15 protein-coding genes are annotated in these 17624 nt (G+C 35.8%); 5 read left to right on the top strand and 10 right to left on the bottom strand.

Annotation, left to right across the window (positions count from 1 at the left end; genetic code table 11):
• Positions 1-184 precede the first annotated feature (184 nt).
• On the top strand, positions 185-1222 hold the full coding sequence (locus FHR29_RS22570; protein ID WP_260292642.1) for a GntR family transcriptional regulator: 1038 nt from the start codon (positions 185-187) through the stop codon (positions 1220-1222).
• A gap of 73 nt (positions 1223-1295) precedes the next feature.
• On the opposite strand, the gene FHR29_RS22565 is transcribed toward FHR29_RS22570, so the two are convergent.
• The 9 genes from FHR29_RS22565 to panC form a co-directional block, all read right to left on the bottom strand.
• Entirely contained in the window at positions 1296-1859 is a 564-nt protein-coding gene (locus FHR29_RS22565; protein ID WP_021190250.1) for a DUF4136 domain-containing protein, read from the bottom strand.
• Between the two features lie 78 nt (positions 1860-1937).
• Positions 1938-3578 carry an NAD+ synthase gene (locus FHR29_RS22560; RefSeq protein WP_183917354.1) on the bottom strand — a complete coding sequence of 547 codons (1641 nt, stop codon included), beginning with the start codon at positions 3576-3578 and terminating at the stop codon, positions 1938-1940.
• Positions 3579-3776: 198 nt separating this feature from the next.
• On the bottom strand, positions 3777-4409 hold the full coding sequence (locus tag FHR29_RS22555) for an FKBP-type peptidyl-prolyl cis-trans isomerase (protein ID WP_132769174.1): 633 nt from the start codon (positions 4407-4409) through the stop codon (positions 3777-3779).
• A gap of 234 nt (positions 4410-4643) precedes the next feature.
• Positions 4644-5321 (bottom strand): hypothetical protein, encoded by a 678-nt coding sequence (locus tag FHR29_RS22550; protein WP_183917352.1) that lies wholly within the window; start codon positions 5319-5321, stop codon positions 4644-4646.
• 73 nt (positions 5322-5394) lie between these two features.
• The gene (locus tag FHR29_RS22545; RefSeq protein ID WP_183917350.1) at positions 5395-5862 is read right to left on the bottom strand and encodes a thioredoxin family protein; all 468 of its coding nucleotides are present in this window, start codon (positions 5860-5862) and stop codon (positions 5395-5397) included.
• Between the two features lie 19 nt (positions 5863-5881).
• A complete protein-coding gene (locus tag FHR29_RS22540) occupies positions 5882-8209 on the bottom strand; it encodes a TonB-dependent receptor domain-containing protein (RefSeq protein ID WP_183917347.1) in 2328 nt (775 codons plus the stop codon).
• A 236-nt stretch (positions 8210-8445) separates the two neighbouring features.
• Positions 8446-8805 (bottom strand): hypothetical protein, encoded by a 360-nt coding sequence (locus FHR29_RS22535; protein WP_260292636.1) that lies wholly within the window; start codon positions 8803-8805, stop codon positions 8446-8448.
• A gap of 88 nt (positions 8806-8893) precedes the next feature.
• Positions 8894-9244 carry an aspartate 1-decarboxylase gene (gene panD, locus FHR29_RS22530; protein ID WP_031288422.1) on the bottom strand — a complete coding sequence of 117 codons (351 nt, stop codon included), beginning with the start codon at positions 9242-9244 and terminating at the stop codon, positions 8894-8896.
• A 57-nt stretch (positions 9245-9301) separates the two neighbouring features.
• Entirely contained in the window at positions 9302-10147 is an 846-nt protein-coding gene (panC, locus tag FHR29_RS22525) for a pantoate--beta-alanine ligase (protein ID WP_183917345.1), read from the bottom strand.
• Between the two features lie 151 nt (positions 10148-10298).
• On the opposite strand from panC, the gene FHR29_RS22520 reads away from it, so the two are divergent.
• Both FHR29_RS22520 and ispF read left to right on the top strand, forming a co-directional pair.
• The gene (locus FHR29_RS22520; protein WP_031288421.1) at positions 10299-11123 is read left to right on the top strand and encodes a glycogen/starch synthase; all 825 of its coding nucleotides are present in this window, start codon (positions 10299-10301) and stop codon (positions 11121-11123) included.
• A 170-nt stretch (positions 11124-11293) separates the two neighbouring features.
• On the top strand, positions 11294-11773 hold the full coding sequence (gene ispF / locus FHR29_RS22515; RefSeq protein WP_183917343.1) for a 2-C-methyl-D-erythritol 2,4-cyclodiphosphate synthase: 480 nt from the start codon (positions 11294-11296) through the stop codon (positions 11771-11773).
• On the opposite strand, the gene FHR29_RS22510 is transcribed toward ispF, so the two are convergent.
• Positions 11770-12987: a TCR/Tet family MFS transporter gene (locus tag FHR29_RS22510; protein WP_132769166.1), complete on the bottom strand. Its 1218-nt coding sequence runs from the start codon at positions 12985-12987 to the stop codon at positions 11770-11772. The two genes, ispF and FHR29_RS22510, sit on opposite strands and share 4 nt — an antisense overlap.
• Positions 12988-13449: 462 nt before the next feature.
• On the opposite strand from FHR29_RS22510, the gene FHR29_RS22505 reads away from it, so the two are divergent.
• Positions 13450-15705: a transglycosylase domain-containing protein gene (locus FHR29_RS22505; RefSeq protein ID WP_183917341.1), complete on the top strand. Its 2256-nt coding sequence runs from the start codon at positions 13450-13452 to the stop codon at positions 15703-15705.
• Between the two features lie 73 nt (positions 15706-15778).
• Positions 15779-17581 (top strand): excinuclease ABC subunit UvrC, encoded by a 1803-nt coding sequence (gene uvrC / locus FHR29_RS22500; protein WP_183917339.1) that lies wholly within the window; start codon positions 15779-15781, stop codon positions 17579-17581.
• The last annotated feature ends 43 nt before the right edge of the window (positions 17582-17624 follow it).

Here is a 17624-nt window from a genome sequence, read left to right as displayed (position 1 = left end):
ACAGATTTTTTACTAGACTACGTTTAAGACTATTGACCATAATTTTGATCCTATGCTGTTATGGTACAGAGTAACAAATATTTAAAAAAGTGAAATATTAAAAATATGAATGGTCTTTGAGTTTAACTTTTTTAAAATTTTATGCTAATTAATTGTTATTTTAGTGATTAATCTAAATTTTAAAATGACCAATTCAACTGCTCAGTTTCTAATGACACTGGAGATTAGTGATTTTTCAGCAACTCCCAAATATCTCCAATTGGCGAATACTATCATTGATGCAGTAAAAAATGAGAGGCTTAAGAAGAGTGAAATGCTTCCATCAATTAATGAATCCAGTGCTTATCTTGAAATATCTAGAGACACGGTTGAAAAGGCTTATCGCTATTTAAAAAAGCATGAAATTATTGCATCAAATCCAGGTAAGGGATACTATGTCAATAAAACAGATATTCAATCCAAATGTAAAATTGCACTGTTTCTGAATAAATTGAGTGTTCACAAAAAAATAGTGTATGATTCATTTGCTAAGGAATTAGGAGATTTTGCTGATCTGGATTTATTTGTCTATAATTCAGACCTTTCTCATCTCAAGAACCTATTAGCGAATCTGACCAAAACATATGACTATTATGTACTATTTCCGCATTTTAGGGAGGGACGAGATAAAGCGCCGGATATTATTCGTAGAATACCAAGTGATAAATTAATGTTATTAGGACGATTTATAGATGATGTACCCGGTGATTTTCCAGCGGTTTATGAGAATTATGAACAGGATATTTACTTAGCATTGGAAAAAGCGAGCGAAGTTTTAAGTAAATATAAAATGATAAAATTGGTTTTTCCCGATCATAGTGATTTTCCAAAAGCAATTATAAAGGGTTTTTATAAATTTTGTCAGCAGTATGCTTTTGATCATGAGCTGGTATCGGAATTGAATAAAGAAAAAGTCGTAATAGGGACTTGTTATATCAATATTATCGAAGATGATCTAGTAAAACTACTGAATAAGATCCAACAAAAAAATCTGGTGATAGGTAAAGATATTGGTGTTATTTCATATAATGAAACGCCGCTAAAGAAATTTATTTTGAATGGGATTACAACCATATCAACTGATTTTGAAACAATGGGTAGGATGGCGGCAAATCTCATTAAAAATAACTCCAAAGATCGGCTTGAAGTCCCATTTAATATCAAGATTCGAGCTTCTATATAAAAGCATATATTATATTATGAAAAAAGCCATGAGAAAACTCATGGCTTTAATACTTTTGATCACGATTACAGTGTTATTTTTTTAGGGTTAGAGGATATTGTTTAAATACTCCTTTAACAACCTTCGCAACATTAGTTGCCGCTTTTTCTGGACTATTAACTTCGCCAGATCCACGTGCTTGCCAAACAACTTTATTTGTTTTACGATCTACAGCTTCTATGATTAAGTGCGCGTAGCGGTAACGTTCTTTGGCTACAGGATATGTTGAATAATAACCATAATAAGGAGAAAACCACGGTCTGTACCAACCCCATGGACCTCCATAAGCATATGAGGATCCATATACTAAACGACTTTTGTTATTGACAATTGTTATATAACGAAATAACAAATCTGGATTATCCTTACTGTAAGATAAGCCCCTTGCTTGTAATTCACTGTTGCTCGCGTCTAATATATTTGTTCTTGCAATATCATTATCAAAATATGATTTTGATAATGAATCGACAGGTGGCAACCAGCCATAAGTACGATATTGCGAAAAATCTACTTTTTCGTCGCGCATCGTATTATATTGATATGAGGCACAAGATGCAAGAATTAGACTTGCAAATAGGAAATAAATTATTTTTTTCATGACCAATAGGATTTATATTATTTTCTTAGTGTTAGACAAATGTAAATGTTAAAAGTTTAATTATATCAGTAAAAAAAATTATTGATAAAAGGCAACTAATGGCATCGAACGGCCTGGACCAAAAGCTTTTGGACTAATGCGCAGTATTGGAGGAGCCTGAAATCTTTTAAATTCGGCATTATTAACTAGTTTTATAATTTTTTCAACAATATTAAGATCATAACCTTGAGCTAAAATTTCCTCTTTTGATTTTTGTTTTTCGATATATAGGAATAATATTTCATCCAATAAATCATATGGTGGTAAGGAATCTGAATCCTTTTGATCGGGTCTTAATTCTGCAGAAGGTGCTTTTTCAATTGTATTAGATGGGATAATTTCCTTATTTCGGTTAATGTATTGGGCGAGATCATAGGCCTTTGATTTATATACGTCTCCTATTACTGAAATCGATCCTGCCATATCTCCATATAAGGTGCCATAACCTACCGCTGCTTCACTTTTATTTGAAGTATTTAAAACGATATGACCAAATTTGTTGGAAATTGCCATTAATAACGTACCTCTGGTACGTGCCTGGATATTTTCTTCGGCAACACCCGCTTGTTGCCCTTCAAAAAAGGGAGCTAATGTTGTTTCGTAGGCCTGTGTAATATCTTTTATTGGAATGATATGATGTACGCAATTGGTGTTTTTTACGAGATCTAATGCGTCTTGAATGGAATGGTCGGATGAATAAATAGAAGGAAGCAATATTGCAAGTACATTTTCTGAACCTAATGCTTCACAGGCTAATGCGGCAACTAGTGCTGAATCTAATCCACCGGAAAGGCCTAAGACTGCTTTTTTGAAACCAGATTTGTGAAAATAATCACGTAAACCTAATAGCAGGGCATCGTGAATCAGTGCTATTTGCTGATCTTGGGGTACCGTAAATGCTGTTGTCGCTTTTATGGTTTGATCTCTATATTCTATAATCTGTAAATCTTCTTCGAATTTTTTTAATTCACAGCAAATTGCTCCATTTTCATCAATAGCCAATGATCTTCCGTCAAAAATTATATCCATATGTGCGCCAACTTGGTTGACATAGATGAGCGGACGTTTTGCTTTTGCCACTTGTGCTTTCAAAACAGCAACACGATCTTGATAATGGACATAAGAAAAAGGCGAAGCTGCAATATTGATCAGCAAATCTGGGTTTTCTTGAAGTAATTCGCTCATGGGGTCACCAACATAGGAATTATTTCCTTGATCGTCATCCCACAAATCTTCACAAATGGTCAATGCTATTTTTGTTTTTTTATAGGTGAGACATGCGAATTTTCTGCTAGGTTCAAAGTAACGATATTCGTCAAAAACGTCATAGTTAGGAAGTAGTCCTTTTTTACTAATGTGTGTAATCTTTCCATTTTCTAAACAAACTGCAGCATTGTATAGCGCTTTACCTTCTGGATCTGTATTGGGGATAGGCGCTCCGATAATGCATAAAATATCTTGGCAATGTGATGCAATGGTAGTAATAGATTCGTTACACTGTTTTAAGAATGTTGTATTTTGCAAAAGATCCTTTGCTGGGTAGCCGCCAATTGCTAATTCAGAAAAAACAATAATTTCAGCTTGCTGTGCTCTTGCATTTTCAATAGCAGTAATAATTTTTGCTGTGTTGGAACTGAAGTTGCCGATATGATAATTTAACTGGGCTAAAGCTATTTTCATTTTTGCGTCTTTGTTTTGAATGGTATACTGATATGAAGAGCAAGATAAGAAGTTTTTTAGACTACTTTTTGATACTATTGTTTTTTTATTTTAGTTTTTGATAGTGAATTAAAAACAAACAGGATCTTTACGTAAGTAAAGATCCTGCATCGTGTATTCGTTTAAAATTTTAGAAGAAATAAATCTCCCAAACGCCATTTAATTGCTAATTGAAACAACTTCAATTTCAGAATATAGTGGAGAGTTTGCTGGAACTTTATCTTTTGCAACTTGATCATAACCGAATGGAGATGGTGCTACAGCTTTTATTTTACTTCCTTTTTTAAGTCCTTTTACAGTTAATCCACCGATATTTACTTCCTTCCCTTGAAAAGATAATTTTTTTGGAAAAAAAGCGAACTGCCAGAATAAGATAATACGGTCTCTATTTATCGTAAATGTTGCTGGGCTACCCTCTTTAGATTCATCAACAAGAGTTCCTTTATCTGCGCCGTTCAGTAAATTAACTTTGTAATTTACTACTGCTGTAGGATACATCAGGTATCCACCGGAACTGATTTGATAAGCGTATGAAGCATCATCACCTTCAGCAATCAGATCATACCAGATACCTGTTGCTGTATCTAATTTGGGATTCGTGAAGTTTTTGATAGCAAATGATTTCAACTGAGGAGCCTGTTCTTTTAGTAAATTTTGGATTCTCGCATTTTCGATAGAATCTTTAATTCTTTGTTCTTCCGCTAATTTTGAAAAGTCGTCTGATTTACTACAAGATGCCAAAGCAATAATCATTGCCAACATTCCAAAAAAGATTTTTGTAAAATTTTTCATAAATTTCTTTACTTATTACTGTTATTATACCGGTTAAAACGTTCAATTGTTTAGATGTGCTACAAGGTACAAAAGAATTTTAAAGGAAGTAAAGTGTAGTAGAACTTTTTATTTTGCAGAGTTTTGTCTTTTTATTGGTGACAATAATTTTACTCAAAGAAGTTATATTGTAAAAAGGTCCTTTACATCACGATGTAAAGGACCTTTTTCTATGCTATTATTGATTTGTATTAATTACGAACCAGTATTGCCAATAGTTTTTAATTCGATTGTGTAAACTACTGGAGTGTTTTTAGGAACAGTGACCTTTGTACTTCCGGTTTTATACTCTTCTTGATCAAAAGTAAAGTAAGATGGTGAAATAAAACTGATTTTATCATTTTTCTGCAGCCCTTTTGGTAGTAATCCTTCGAATCTGATATCTTTCCCTTGGATATTCACAATGGTAGGTATAAATGCTTGAACCCATGCTTGTTTATAGATATTAATTGCTTTAGTAATATCTGTATAGACTGCAGGAATTCCTTCACTATTTTGATCAAAAACTGTACCATCCATTAATTCACCTTTAAAATTTAAGGTTGCAGCCCAAGAAGCTAGTCCAGCTTGTCCGTAACCGTTAACAGTTCCTTTATATACGTAAGGAGTTTCATTTCCAGCCGCTAAATCTACTTTATACCAGATTCCAGTTGAATCAGAGTATTTAGCATTATCTCCCCATTTGGTTTTTGCATATTGCTCTAATAAAGGAGCTTGTATTCTTTTTAATGAATCTCTGCGTACTTTTTCTAATCTTGCTTTTTCAATTTGCTCTCTTTCAGCTTTCTCATAATCAAAATCATTTTTGTTACAGGAAGCAAAAACTATCCCCATGCATAAAAATGCCATTAAAAATTTCGTAAATTTTTTCATAATTTTTTAAATTGTATCTTATATTACCACTAAAACGTTATGTTTTTCGGTTTCGCTACAGCGAGATGTTAAATTATCTTAAAAAATTCGCTAACTCTTTTGGGCTTAGATATTTTTGCTTAATACTTTTTAATTTAAATGTTTGATCATAACGCAGGAGACTCGGGAAAACCATCTTTTGGTTGGTTAACAAGAGTAAGGCTAAGGGATGATATTGTCCGGTATTTTTTTGGGGAGTTTTTGATTTCCATACTTGCTGATCGAAAGTGATGTCCTCAACCGTCTCCGCATCAAATTCAACTAGATAATAATCTTTGTTTAAGCGGTCATAGATTTCTTTTTTTGAAAAGACTTCTCTTTTCATTTTTCTGCAGTAGCTGCACCAATCCGTATGAATGAAGATGATTGTTTCTTTTGGTGCTATGCTTAGTAGAGAGTCTAATTGTTGAAAAGAGGTGTAAATTATCCGCTCTTGACCATAATGGCTGAGCGGATAAAGGATAATCGTTATTAATAAAACAAATTTATGCAAATGCTTCATCTTTCTTTAATAAATGGGATTAGTGAAAATGGCCAATTTTTACTCCAAAGGTTATTGTACGTGGTTTTGTCGGACCGTAAATGTAGTTTGAATCTCGATTAGCGCCTTTATCGAAATCTTTTTGGAATGCGTTGAACATATTTTGTACACCTGCAAATAATTCAAGGTTAAAATCTTTGTGAACAGCAAAAGTGTATCCTAACCGTGCATTCAGTTCCATAAAATCCCTTGTGTTTTTGAGGCTCATGATTTCTTGTTGTATATGCGAGATCTTCATTTTTCCGGTGTAAACTCCTGTTAGGTCAACTGCGAATTTCTTAGTTGCTTTCCAATTGGCATTTAAGTACCCATAGACATTTGGCGTACGTAAGAAATCTTGGGACAAAATGGCTTCTTGACCTGTTTTAGCTTCAGCTATCAGTTGAGCCGATTGGTATCGCGAGCGTTGTATCGTACCACCAGCTTGTAGACTAAATATACTTGAAGGGGCAACATTAAGTTCTAGGTTTGTTCCGTATACATATGCATCTGTACCGTTTCGCATTTCTTCAATCATGATGTCATTGGATTCTGATTTCAAGACTGTCGTAAATGGATTATTTAACTGTGTATAGAAGCCTTCCACTAAAAGGCTTGTTTGCGTATTGCCAAAATTTCTGCTGAAATTGAGCGATCCTGTGTAAGCATTTGAATATTCGGTTTTAAGGTCTTCTCCAATTAATACAAAAACTTGTTTTCCTCCGATTGAAGTCACATGCATATCTTCATTGAAGGCTTGTGGGGCACGGAACCCGCGCGCATAACCACCACGAAATTGAATATTGCTATTGATATCGTATAAGATGGTTAATCGTGGATTCCAAGATCCAAAATTCTTCTGACTGCTGCGTTCCACTTGTTGAAGCTGATAATTTCCGTCAACGAAGATGTAGTCGTATCGCATTCCTATTAATGCTTTGAAAGAGGAAATTGGTTTCCATTCGTATTGGGCATAAGTTCCTATTCCTTTTGTTTTTTGATCGATGATACGTTGATATCCGGGAATCTGATCATTGGTTTTGTTGTAGTTGAACTCTATACCACTGGTAAAGACATCATCCTCAAAATTGTTTGTGTATTGTGTTCCAGTAACAAAAGACAAATCATCTGTGTCTCCATAAGAATTTGCGGCTCTTAAACTATCTGTTGCAGTGGGCGCTTCGCCCAGTCCCCCGTAAAAACTTTTACGTTTTGTTTTTTGGCCGGAAGCATACACGGAGATTTTTTGTTTATAGTCTGCTAAATAATGATCGTAAGTGATACCACCAATCAATGAATTGGTTTCCAGTTGTTCTGTGATGGCTGTAAAATGGGGTGATTTGTTAAATTGGTCTCCTCCTCTTCTAAATTCCTGTATGGTACTGAAATCTACTGTTATTTTATTGACCTCGGAAGGTTTGAAAAATGCTTTTGTTCCGAATGTGGTATTGTTAAGTTCTGTTATCTCCGAAAATCCGTCCTTATTTTTATCAAATGGTTGACGATTCCGGTGCATACCATAAAAGGTAACACCTGTTTTAAGGTCTTCATCTACGTAGGAGGTGTTGAAGTCTACCGTATTATCCCAACTGCTACCGCCGATTAATGAGTTGGTAGATTTAATCTGCCAATCATTTTCGACAGGATCTTTAGTAATAATATTAATTGTGCCTGCAATTGCATTTGCTCCAAATAAAGCAGAACCTCCACTTCGAACGACTTCGATGCGGTCGATCATACTGGTTGGAAGTTGGTCTAAACCATATACACTGTTTAGTGCGCTGAACACGGATCTACTGTTGATCAAGATCTGTGAATAGGCGCCTTCTAAACCATTAAGACGAACCTGTGAAAAACCGCAATTTTGACAGTTGTTCTCTACCCTAACTCCTGGTTGATAGTTTAGTGTTTCGGACATAGCTACAGATTGTGTAGCCTGAAAAAGTTTAGGGCCTAATACCTGCACAATAACTGGTGCTTCCTTTTTACTGACACCATAGCGGGTTGCGCTTACAACGACTTCATTCAAATGCAGGTTGTCTGTGTTTAATTTGAAGTGTACGGTGGAATCTGTTAGCAATATCAGCTGTTTGAGGGTTTGATAGCCAACAGCGGTTATCTGTATATTTTGTTTTTGTTTAGTTAGTTTTTGAAATTCAAAATAGCCTGCGGTATCAGAAATGGTCGAGTGAAGACCATTTTCGATGTTGATAGTTGCTCCAACTATACCTTTGCCGTCATTGTTACTGATTTTACCCTTTAATGTATGTTGCGCATATGTATGCATACTGATCATCATCATGATGATCAGTAAATTGATATTTCTCATTGGAGTGTATTTGTCCTTTTAATTGTAATGAACCTATCATGGGAGGTGTAAAATATCAGTACGAAGCAAGGCGAATGCCTGCTCCATGTATAATTTCATACCAACTATGCCCACTAGGGTTACATTATTTACTTGAAATAATTAATAAATTACAGCACGACGCCATGCGATTTGCTATCGCACGGCGAATAGCATTCGTCTTGATAATAAGGATGAATGCAATAACTAATTTTATTTTAAGCAAAATCTGGGGGACCCCTTAAGAAAGCGTGATCGACGACACGATTGGCGACAACTGGTGTGTAGACTTGATAACTGTAGATATGAACGACAGTTCGAATGGGCTGTTCAAAAACGATAAATTCACTTTGAACAAAGTTTTGATTGTAGACGACATTGAGGAAATCAATCTGATCGTCGGATTCTTGCGGTCTGGGCTGATCGTTTGTAAAATCGTAGGGGTGATTGTGCATGACAATCTCTCCGTTTGATTTTACCTCTTTGTGCATGAAAATAACACCAGAAATAATGATCAAGCTTATCAATGCCAATTGCATTGATGCTAAGATCTTTCTGATATGTATATTCTTTGACATGTAGGTAATAAAAAAGCACCCGCTTAATACGAGTGCTAAATTATTGAAAATAAACGTAGCTTTCTATTGAAAGTGTATTATTTAAATATTATTTTATAAGTTGATTGTTGTCATCTGGGAAAACCAAGCTAGGAATATGCTTTTTAGCTTGCTCCATTTCCATTTGTGCATACGATATGATGATCACAATATCACCCACTTGAACTAATCTTGCTGCAGCGCCATTTAAGCAGATGGTACCGGAAGCTCTTTTTCCAGGAATAACATATGTTTCTAAACGAGCGCCATTGTTATTGTTAACGATTTGAACTTTTTCGTTTGCAATAATATTTGCTGCATCCATTAAATCCTCATCAATTGTGATACTACCAACGTAATTAAGCTCGGCCTGTGTAACCCGAACACGGTGGATTTTAGATTTCATTACCTCTATAAACATGTGGCAAAGTTAGATTTTTCTTGTAAAAATGTAAAGTTAATAAGTATAATGTGACATTTAATTCAAAATCATGTTATCAATAAGCCGTACATCTTCGACCCGCGCAGTGACAAGTGCTACATATTGTTTATCTTGTTCAATTGTTTTGATTTCTTTCAATGTCGTTGTTTCGCAAATAGCGAGATATTCTAAAGTAATACCTTCGCTGGAGTTCAATAGTTCTGTTGCCTGTTTATTTAATTGAAGTAAAGGTATCTTTCCAAAGTTATTTTTGATATACAGAAGTGTTTTGGACAAAGCTAACGCTTGTATTTTACCATTTGATGAGAGGCGCATGTTTCTTGAACTTAAAGCAAGACCATTTTCATCTCGGATGATTGGGCATAATGCAATGGTGATCGGTAATTGCTTTACCTTAATCATATGTTCAATAACCATGACCTGTTGAAAGTCTTTTTGACCAAAGCATGCAATATCTGGTTGTACCAAGGCGAATAATTTGTAAATGACTTGCGTTACACCTTGAAAGTGCCCCGGTCTCATTTTCCCTTCCCATATTGCATCTAATCCGTTTAGATCGATGTGCCATTTTTCATTTGGATCAGGGTACATCTCTTCTACGGTAGGTAAGAATAAGACATCACAATGAGCAGCTTTTAACAATGCGATATCATGCTCGATGGGTCTTGGATACTTTTCTAAATCTTTTGGATCGTTAAATTGTGTCGGGTTGACAAAAATACTGCAAACGGTGACATCTGATAAAGGTTTTGCATAATTCAGTAAAGAGATATGTCCTTCATGCAGTGCACCCATTGTTGGGATAAGAGCTATTTTTTGTTTGTTGATTCGTGCTGTTTCCAGGTAATCTTGGAGCTCTTTTTTAGTCTCGAAAATTCTCACTTTTAGAAATTTTAATACAGGGCAAAAGTGGGGAATATATTTGTGAATATAAAACGATGATTTGTAAGGAATTGTATTGTCGGGATATTTTTTGTATCTTTGTAGACCGATTTTACTGTTCTAATAAAAATAAAATAAATAAAAACTGGAGATGGCAAAAACGAAGATATTGTTTATAACCCACGAGATGTCGCCTTTCCTCGAATTAACTAAAATTTCTGAAATCACGCGTCAATTGCCGCAGGCTATGCAAGAGAAAGGATTTGAAATCCGTATTCTTATGCCTCGTTTTGGTAATATTAATGAGCGTAGAAATAGATTGCATGAGGTAATTCGTCTGTCAGGCTTAAACATTGTGGTGGATAACAATGACAATCCGCTAATCATTAAGGTAGCTTCATTGCCTGCGGCACGCATGCAGGTTTACTTCTTGGATAATGAAGACTATTTTCAGCGGAAAAAAGTTTTTCGTGACGAGAATGGAGAATTTTTTAATGATAACAATGAGCGCTCTGTGTTCTTCTGTAAAGGAGCACTGGAAACGGTTAAGAAGTTAGGTTGGTCACCAGATGTGGTACATTGCCACGGTTGGTTTTCAGCATTAGTGCCGGCTTATTTAAAGACGACATATAAAGATGATCCTACTTTTAAAGGTGCCAAAGTGATGTATTCGTTGTATAACGAAGAGTTCTCCGGAACTTTAGGCGATAAATACAGAGAAATTGCCCCTGAAGGTGCATTGACAAAAGATGATGTTGCTAGTTATGGTGACGGTAGTTATGTCAACATCTATAAAGGTGCTTTGGACTTCACCGATGTAGCGGTTGTAGCTGAGGAGGGTGTTAATCCAGAAATTTTAGCATATGCAAAAGAAAAAGGAATTCAGGTCTTTGAACCTAATGGTGATGAAGATTATGAAGCTTTCAATGATCTTTTTGATCAATTTGCTCCTGTAGAAGAAGAAACAACGGTTTAAAGTAGAAATTAAACTTATTTAAAAAGCGTCTAAGAAATTAGACGCTTTTTTTGTGATATATCATCAGTGAGGGCTTCTTCTATAATAGATTAAAATCTGATAGTTAACAAATAGGTCTTGCGTTGATTTAATGGCAGGATGATAATTTAAAATGTTACCTTAGCTTTATTATGAAAATTAAAGTTGGTTTTGGCTTTGATGTCCATCAATTAGAAGAGGGGCATCCATTTATAGTAGGTGGAGTGGAATTGGATCATCATGCTGGTGCATTTGGCCATTCGGATGCGGATGTTTTGGCTCATGCCATTTGTGATGCGCTCCTGGGAGCCGCAAATTTAGAGGATATTGGTTATCATTTCCCAAATACAGATGAGCAATGGAAAGGTATTAGCAGTCTTGTTTTACTGAAACATTGTGTTAAGCTAATTGGAGATAAGGGGTATACCATAGGGAACATTGATGCTATGTTATGCCTGGAGGCTCCTAAAATTAAACCGTATATCGGACAGATGAAGGCTAAAATATCGGAGGCCTCAGGTTTGGATGTTGATGATATTTCGATCAAAGCAACGACCAATGAATCCATGGGATTTGTCGGAAGACAAGAGGGGGTAGTAGCATATGCTGTTTGTTTGATCGAAAAAGCTTAAACTTTCTGTTTCTTTTTAAAAAAGAAGCAGGCAACAATAAAACTGATTGCTGTAAGTACGAATCCTAGATAGAAAGGAGCTCCTGGTAAATAGAGAGCTTCTTTTTTATCTGTAAAGTGAGCAAACAACCAGCTCATGACGGGAGGGCCTATAATGGCTGTTAAGCTAATAATACTTGTTAATCCACCTTGTATCTGTCCCTGCTCATTCGATGGCGTTTCGTTGGATACAAGGCTCTGGATAGCTGGGCCTGCGATTCCCGCAAATACATAGGGTATTACGGCTAGGAAAATTAACCATGGAGCGTATGCCATCCCCATTAAGGGCATCGATATCACGTAGAGTCCAGATCCAATTAAAATACTTTTTTCTAATCCCAATTTTGGAATAATAATTCGAATCAATCCGGCTTGAACTATAGCTAACAACATACCTATAAAACCCAAAGAGATACCAACCATTCTTTCATCCCATTGATATCTTTCCATGGTGTAATATGACCAAGTACTTTGTACGGCATGAGAAGAGATGTTTATCAGAAAGATGCAAAAAAATAATTGTTTTAGATGCGGGTATTTCGCAAGTTGCTTGAAAGCACCTACCGGATTTGCATTTTTCCATCTGAAAGGTCTTCTGTTTTCTTTTTTTAATGATTCTGGAATGAAAAAATAACCATATAAGAAATTTAAAAAACTTAATAATGCTGCTGCGAAAAAAGGTATTCTAGCACCATAATGTCCCAATAACCCACCTAACAATGGACCTACAATAAAACCTAAGCCAAATGCAGCTCCCAATAATCCGAAATTCTGAGCCTTTTTCTCGTGCGAACTGATATCTGCTATAAATGCAGCCGCTACTGTGTAGCTGGCTCCTGTAATACCTGCTATAAACCTACCGATGAATAACCACAGGATGGTTGGAGCTAACCCCATGAGTAAATAATTGATAGAAAAGCCTAAGAGTGATATTAATAGGATGGGTCTTCTACCAAATCGGTCACTGAGATTACCTAACACGGATGCAAAGAAGAATTGGGTTAATGCATAACAAAACATGAGCAAACCACCATATCGCGATGCATCACTTAATGTGCCGCCAATCAATTCTTCAATTAATTTAGGCATTACAGGTATAATAATACCTAAACCAATGACGTCAATTAGTACGGTTAAAAAAATGAAAAATAGACTTTTTGAAGTGTTGACTTGCATATTTTACTGTTTTTTATTTTTTAGATAGGCTTTTAAACGATTTACTGGCCTATAGCTTTATCATTTATTTTAATAATCTATATGTTTTTGCCTATCACGAATGACAGACAATTGATTTGTTTTTAAATCTAAACTAAATTTCTGAAATACCAAGCTTTACCGATATTGAAAAATTAGGATCATACCTTAAGTATTGTTTTTGAACCAATCAAAGGCGATCTGCTTTATTTAGAAAATGGTTATAAAGAGTGAAATGTGCGATTGGTTTAACGTTTCTTTTTTGTAGTAATTGATTCTTTTTCAGTGTTTTTTTAACGGATGTTGTGTCGAATGAAGATTCCTCAAAATATTTGTAATATCTTTGTTGTCATGCACATAATCTTTGGCACATTATCTGATATTGTAGCGGAGGCATATGTCATCATATTTTATAATGATCAAATCGAGAAAGAATAAGGTTCAATGAAGAGAGAATCAAAAAAAAACCAACTGCAACCAGAAGATATTAAGCGGTACACACGTAATTTCTGGAAATTTATTATTGGAATAATAGCTTTTGGGTTTCTATTTATATTTAGTGTTCGCCTGGGGTTATTTGGAAAGTTACCGTCTTTTAGTGATTTAGAAAATCCTAAGAGTAATTTAGCTTCGGAAGTTATAACGGAAGATAATAAGGTTTTAGGTACTTATTATATTCAAAATAGGTCAAATGTGAAGTATAGTGAGTTGTCACCTTACTTGATACATGCCTTGATCTCAACAGAGGATAAGCGTTTTTACGATCACTCCGGTATTGATTACAAACGTACTTTTACGGTTATTTTCCACACTTTAACTGGAAATAAACAAGGAGGGAGTACGATTACGCAGCAATTAGCTCTTAATTTATTTTCAGACGGTCGTGCTAAAAGTGCTCCTAAGCGTATCATTCAAAAGTTTCAGGAATGGATAACTGCTGTTCGTTTAGAGCGTAATTATACCAAAGAAGAGATTATCACCATGTATTTCAATACAGTGGACTTTGGAGCATATAATACCTATGGTATTAAATCAGCCGCACGTACTTATTTTAATACAACTCCTGATAAACTTACTGCAGATCAAGCCGCTTTATTAGTGGGTATGCTGAAAGGTCCGGGCGTTTATTCTCCTGTCAGGTATCCGAAAAACGCATTAGCGCGCAGAAATACAGTCTTGGACAATATGAATAAGGCAAATTTCATTTCTACAGAGGAAGAGGCTAGTGCACAAGCTAAACCATTGGGATTACAATTGAAAATCGCTAATTATGGGGAAGGTTTAGCTCCTTATTTTCGCGCTGTATTAAAAGAAGAAATCAAGAAAGAATTTTCAAAATTATCGATTACCAAATCGGATGGTACACCTTATGATCTGGATCGTGATGGGTTGAAAATTTATACAACAATTAATATGTCCATGCAGCAATATGCTGAAGATGCCCAGAAAGAATGGATGAAATCTTTACAAGGTAAGTTTGCTGTACAATGGAAGAATAAGGATCCTTTTAAAGGAGATAAAGCCAAGTTACTGACGACAGGTATGCGACGTTCTGAACGCTACCGTGTTTTGAAGGAGAATGGACTTTCTGAAGATGAAATCAAGAAAGCATTTCAGGTAAAAGTTCCGATGTCTATTTTCACTTGGAAGGGTTCTGTGGATACTGTTATGGCTCCGATTGATTCTATCAAATACAATAAGTTGATGTTACGTAATGCAATGATGTCGATGGAACCAAAAACTGGACATATCAAGGCTTGGGTTGGTGGAATTAATTTTGAGCATTTCAAGTATGATCAAGTAAAAATGGGGACGAGACAGGTCGGTTCAACTGCTAAGCCATTTACTTATGCTGTCGCAGTTGATAATGGCTACTCTCCGTGTTACAGTATTCCAAATTATCAACAGACTTATGGAAATTGGACACCAAGGGGTACAGCTGAAGGTGGGAATCCGATTACTTTAGCTAATGCATTGGCCTTGTCTCAGAATTATGCTACTGCATATTTGGTGAATCAAGTTACACCGGAGGCGGTTGCTGCATTGACGAAACGTATGGGTATTACAAGTGATGTCCCGAACTATCCATCCATTTCACTTGGAGCATATGAAGCTTCTGTATTTGATATGGTTGGTGCTTATTCGGCATTTGTAAATCATGGTACTTGGATTGAACCTAATGCGATCTTGAGGATCGAAGATAAGAATGGAACTCCTATTTATGAGAAGGCTCCTAAAGTTGTTAAGGCTTTGAACAGTGAGTCTGCTTATATTATTGTAGACATGTTAAAATCTGTTGTCTCGAAAGGTACAGGAAGACGAATTCAATGGAAATATCATTTGACGAATCCAATCGGAGGAAAGACGGGTACAACCAATGATAATGCTGATGCTTGGTTTATCGGGATCACTCCTGAACTGGTGTCGGGTGTCTGGACCGGAGCTGAAGATCGTAGTATTAGTTTTGCGAATATGCAAGACGGACAGGGAGCTGCAGCAGCAATGCCTGTATTTGCACTTTATATGCAGAAGGTGTATGCAGATAAAAACCTCAATTATACGAAGGGCGATTTTGAACTTCCTGAAGGTGGGCTAACGCGAGTAGTCGACTGTTCTAAGTACTGGGGAGGAGGCGGAAGCTCCGGAGCAGACAGTACGGGTTCGGAATCAAACTTAAATGATGATCGATTAGGTTTTTAAATTTTATTAAATAAAGATATAAAGCCAGATAATTGAGTTTTTCGAAATTTGTTATCTGGCTTATTTGTTATATATGAGCGTGTTTGATTATAAAGAGGAGCTTAAAAGAATTCCACATAAGCCTGGGGTTTATCAGTATTTTGATAAACAGGATGTCCTGATTTATATCGGTAAAGCTAAAGATCTAAGGAATCGGGTTGGTTCTTATTTTGTGAATGAAACGCAACATAACGGTAAGACGCGTGTATTAGTTCGTCAGATTAACCGTATTTCTTTTACAATTGTAGATACGGAGATTGATGCATGGTTGCTGGAAAATTCATTGATTAAGAAACATAAGCCCAAGTATAATGTATTATTAAAAGATGATAAAACTTATCCTTGGATTGTCATTAAAAATGAACGCTTTCCCCGAGTTTTTTGGACACGTAAATATATTAAAGATGGCTCTCGGTATTATGGTCCTTATGCCTCTGTAGGGATGATGCACATTGTATTAGACGTAATCCGGGATCTGTTTCCGCTAAGGACCTGTAATTTGGCACTGACTCAGGAGAATATTGCTAGGGGTAAATTCAAAATTTGCCTTGAATATCAGATTGGCAATTGTAAAGGTCCATGTGAAGGTTATCAATCTGAAGAAGATTATGATCAGAATCTGAGTGATATTAAAGATATTTTAAATGGTAAAATTTCTGTTGTCACGAATCGGATTAAAGAGCAGATGTCTGCAGCAGTATCGGAAATGAATTTCGAAAAGGCGCATTCCTTTAAGATGAAATTAGATAAACTGGATTTGTATCAGAGTAAGTCTACGGTTGTTAATTCATCTATCACGAATGTTGATGTTTTCAGTATTGCATCGGATGAAAGTTATGCTTTTGTTAATTATTTAAAAGTGATGAACGGAGTAATCATTCAAACGCAGACTGTTGAAATGAAGCGGCGACTGGATGAGACTGAACAAGAACTTCTTGCTTTAGCGATTCCTGAGATCCGGGATCGGTTTAAAAGCTTATCACGAGAAATTATCGTTCCATTTGAACTGGATATTCAGGAAAATGATCAGATCAAATTTACGGTTCCAAAACTAGGTGAAAAGAGAAAATTATTGGATCTATCGTTGAAGAATGTAGCGTTCTTTAAAAAAGAACGATTGCTACATTATGAGAAATTGAATCCAGATGTACGAGTAGATCGTATTTTAACGCAGATGAAGAAAGATTTGCGGTTAAATGTCTTGCCTCAGCATATTGAATGTTTTGATAACTCTAATATTCAAGGTAGCTATCCTGTTTCTGCTATTGTAGTCTTTAAAGATGGTAAGCCATCAAAAAAGGATTACCGACACTTCAATGTTAAAACAGTAGTAGGTCCAAATGATTTTGCCACGATGGAGGAGGCTGTATATAGGCGATATAAGCGGGTTTTGGAAGAAGATGGTGACTTGCCTCAGTTGATTATTATTGATGGGGGTAAGGGACAGTTAGGGGCCGCTTTGAAAAGCTTGCGGTTATTAGGGATAGAGAAGCAGGTTACAGTAATTGGTATTGCCAAGCGGCTGGAGGAACTGTATTATCCGGGTGATCAATATCCTCTTTATTTGGATAAAAAATCGGAAACTCTTAAAATCATTCAACACTTGCGGGATGAAGCCCATCGGTTCGGAATTACTTTTCACAGAAATCAACGTAGCCGAAAAACTTTTGTATCTGAACTCGAAGATATTCCTGGCATAGGTAAGACTACGGTAGAGAAATTACTGACTACCTTTAAATCTGTTAAGAAGATTAAAGAGGCTCCAGAAGAAGAGTTGAGAAAAGTGTTGAACTTAAAACAGCTACATGCACTTTTAGCACATTTTAAGCGAAATTAAGCGCGTTTGTCTTGCATTTTTTATTAAGAGAAAAGCCCCAATA

Origin of the sequence: Sphingobacterium sp. JUb56 (assembly GCF_014191365.1) — a bacterium.
Lineage (GTDB): Bacteria > Bacteroidota > Bacteroidia > Sphingobacteriales > Sphingobacteriaceae > Sphingobacterium > Sphingobacterium anhuiense.
This window is presented reverse-complemented; position numbering and strand designations above follow the sequence as displayed.

Excerpts from the sequence above, each read along its gene's own strand:
- FHR29_RS22570 (WP_260292642.1), top strand. The coding sequence starts at position 185 with ATGACCAATTCAACTGCTCAGTTTCTAATGACACTGGAGATTAGTGAT.
- FHR29_RS22565 (WP_021190250.1), bottom strand. The coding sequence starts at position 1,859 with ATGAAAAAAATAATTTATTTCCTATTTGCAAGTCTAATTCTTGCATCT.
- FHR29_RS22560 (WP_183917354.1), bottom strand. The coding sequence starts at position 3,578 with ATGAAAATAGCTTTAGCCCAGTTAAATTATCATATCGGCAACTTCAGT.
- FHR29_RS22555 (WP_132769174.1), bottom strand. The coding sequence starts at position 4,409 with ATGAAAAATTTTACAAAAATCTTTTTTGGAATGTTGGCAATGATTATT.
- FHR29_RS22550 (WP_183917352.1), bottom strand. The coding sequence starts at position 5,321 with ATGAAAAAATTTACGAAATTTTTAATGGCATTTTTATGCATGGGGATA.
- FHR29_RS22545 (WP_183917350.1), bottom strand. The coding sequence starts at position 5,862 with ATGAAGCATTTGCATAAATTTGTTTTATTAATAACGATTATCCTTTAT.
- FHR29_RS22540 (WP_183917347.1), bottom strand. The coding sequence starts at position 8,209 with ATGAGAAATATCAATTTACTGATCATCATGATGATGATCAGTATGCAT.
- FHR29_RS22535 (WP_260292636.1), bottom strand. The coding sequence starts at position 8,805 with ATGTCAAAGAATATACATATCAGAAAGATCTTAGCATCAATGCAATTG.
- panD (WP_031288422.1), bottom strand. The coding sequence starts at position 9,244 with ATGTTTATAGAGGTAATGAAATCTAAAATCCACCGTGTTCGGGTTACA.
- FHR29_RS22520 (WP_031288421.1), top strand. The coding sequence starts at position 10,299 with ATGGCAAAAACGAAGATATTGTTTATAACCCACGAGATGTCGCCTTTC.
- ispF (WP_183917343.1), top strand. The coding sequence starts at position 11,294 with ATGAAAATTAAAGTTGGTTTTGGCTTTGATGTCCATCAATTAGAAGAG.
- FHR29_RS22510 (WP_132769166.1), bottom strand. The coding sequence starts at position 12,987 with ATGCAAGTCAACACTTCAAAAAGTCTATTTTTCATTTTTTTAACCGTA.
- FHR29_RS22505 (WP_183917341.1), top strand. The coding sequence starts at position 13,450 with ATGAAGAGAGAATCAAAAAAAAACCAACTGCAACCAGAAGATATTAAG.
- uvrC (WP_183917339.1), top strand. The coding sequence starts at position 15,779 with ATGAGCGTGTTTGATTATAAAGAGGAGCTTAAAAGAATTCCACATAAG.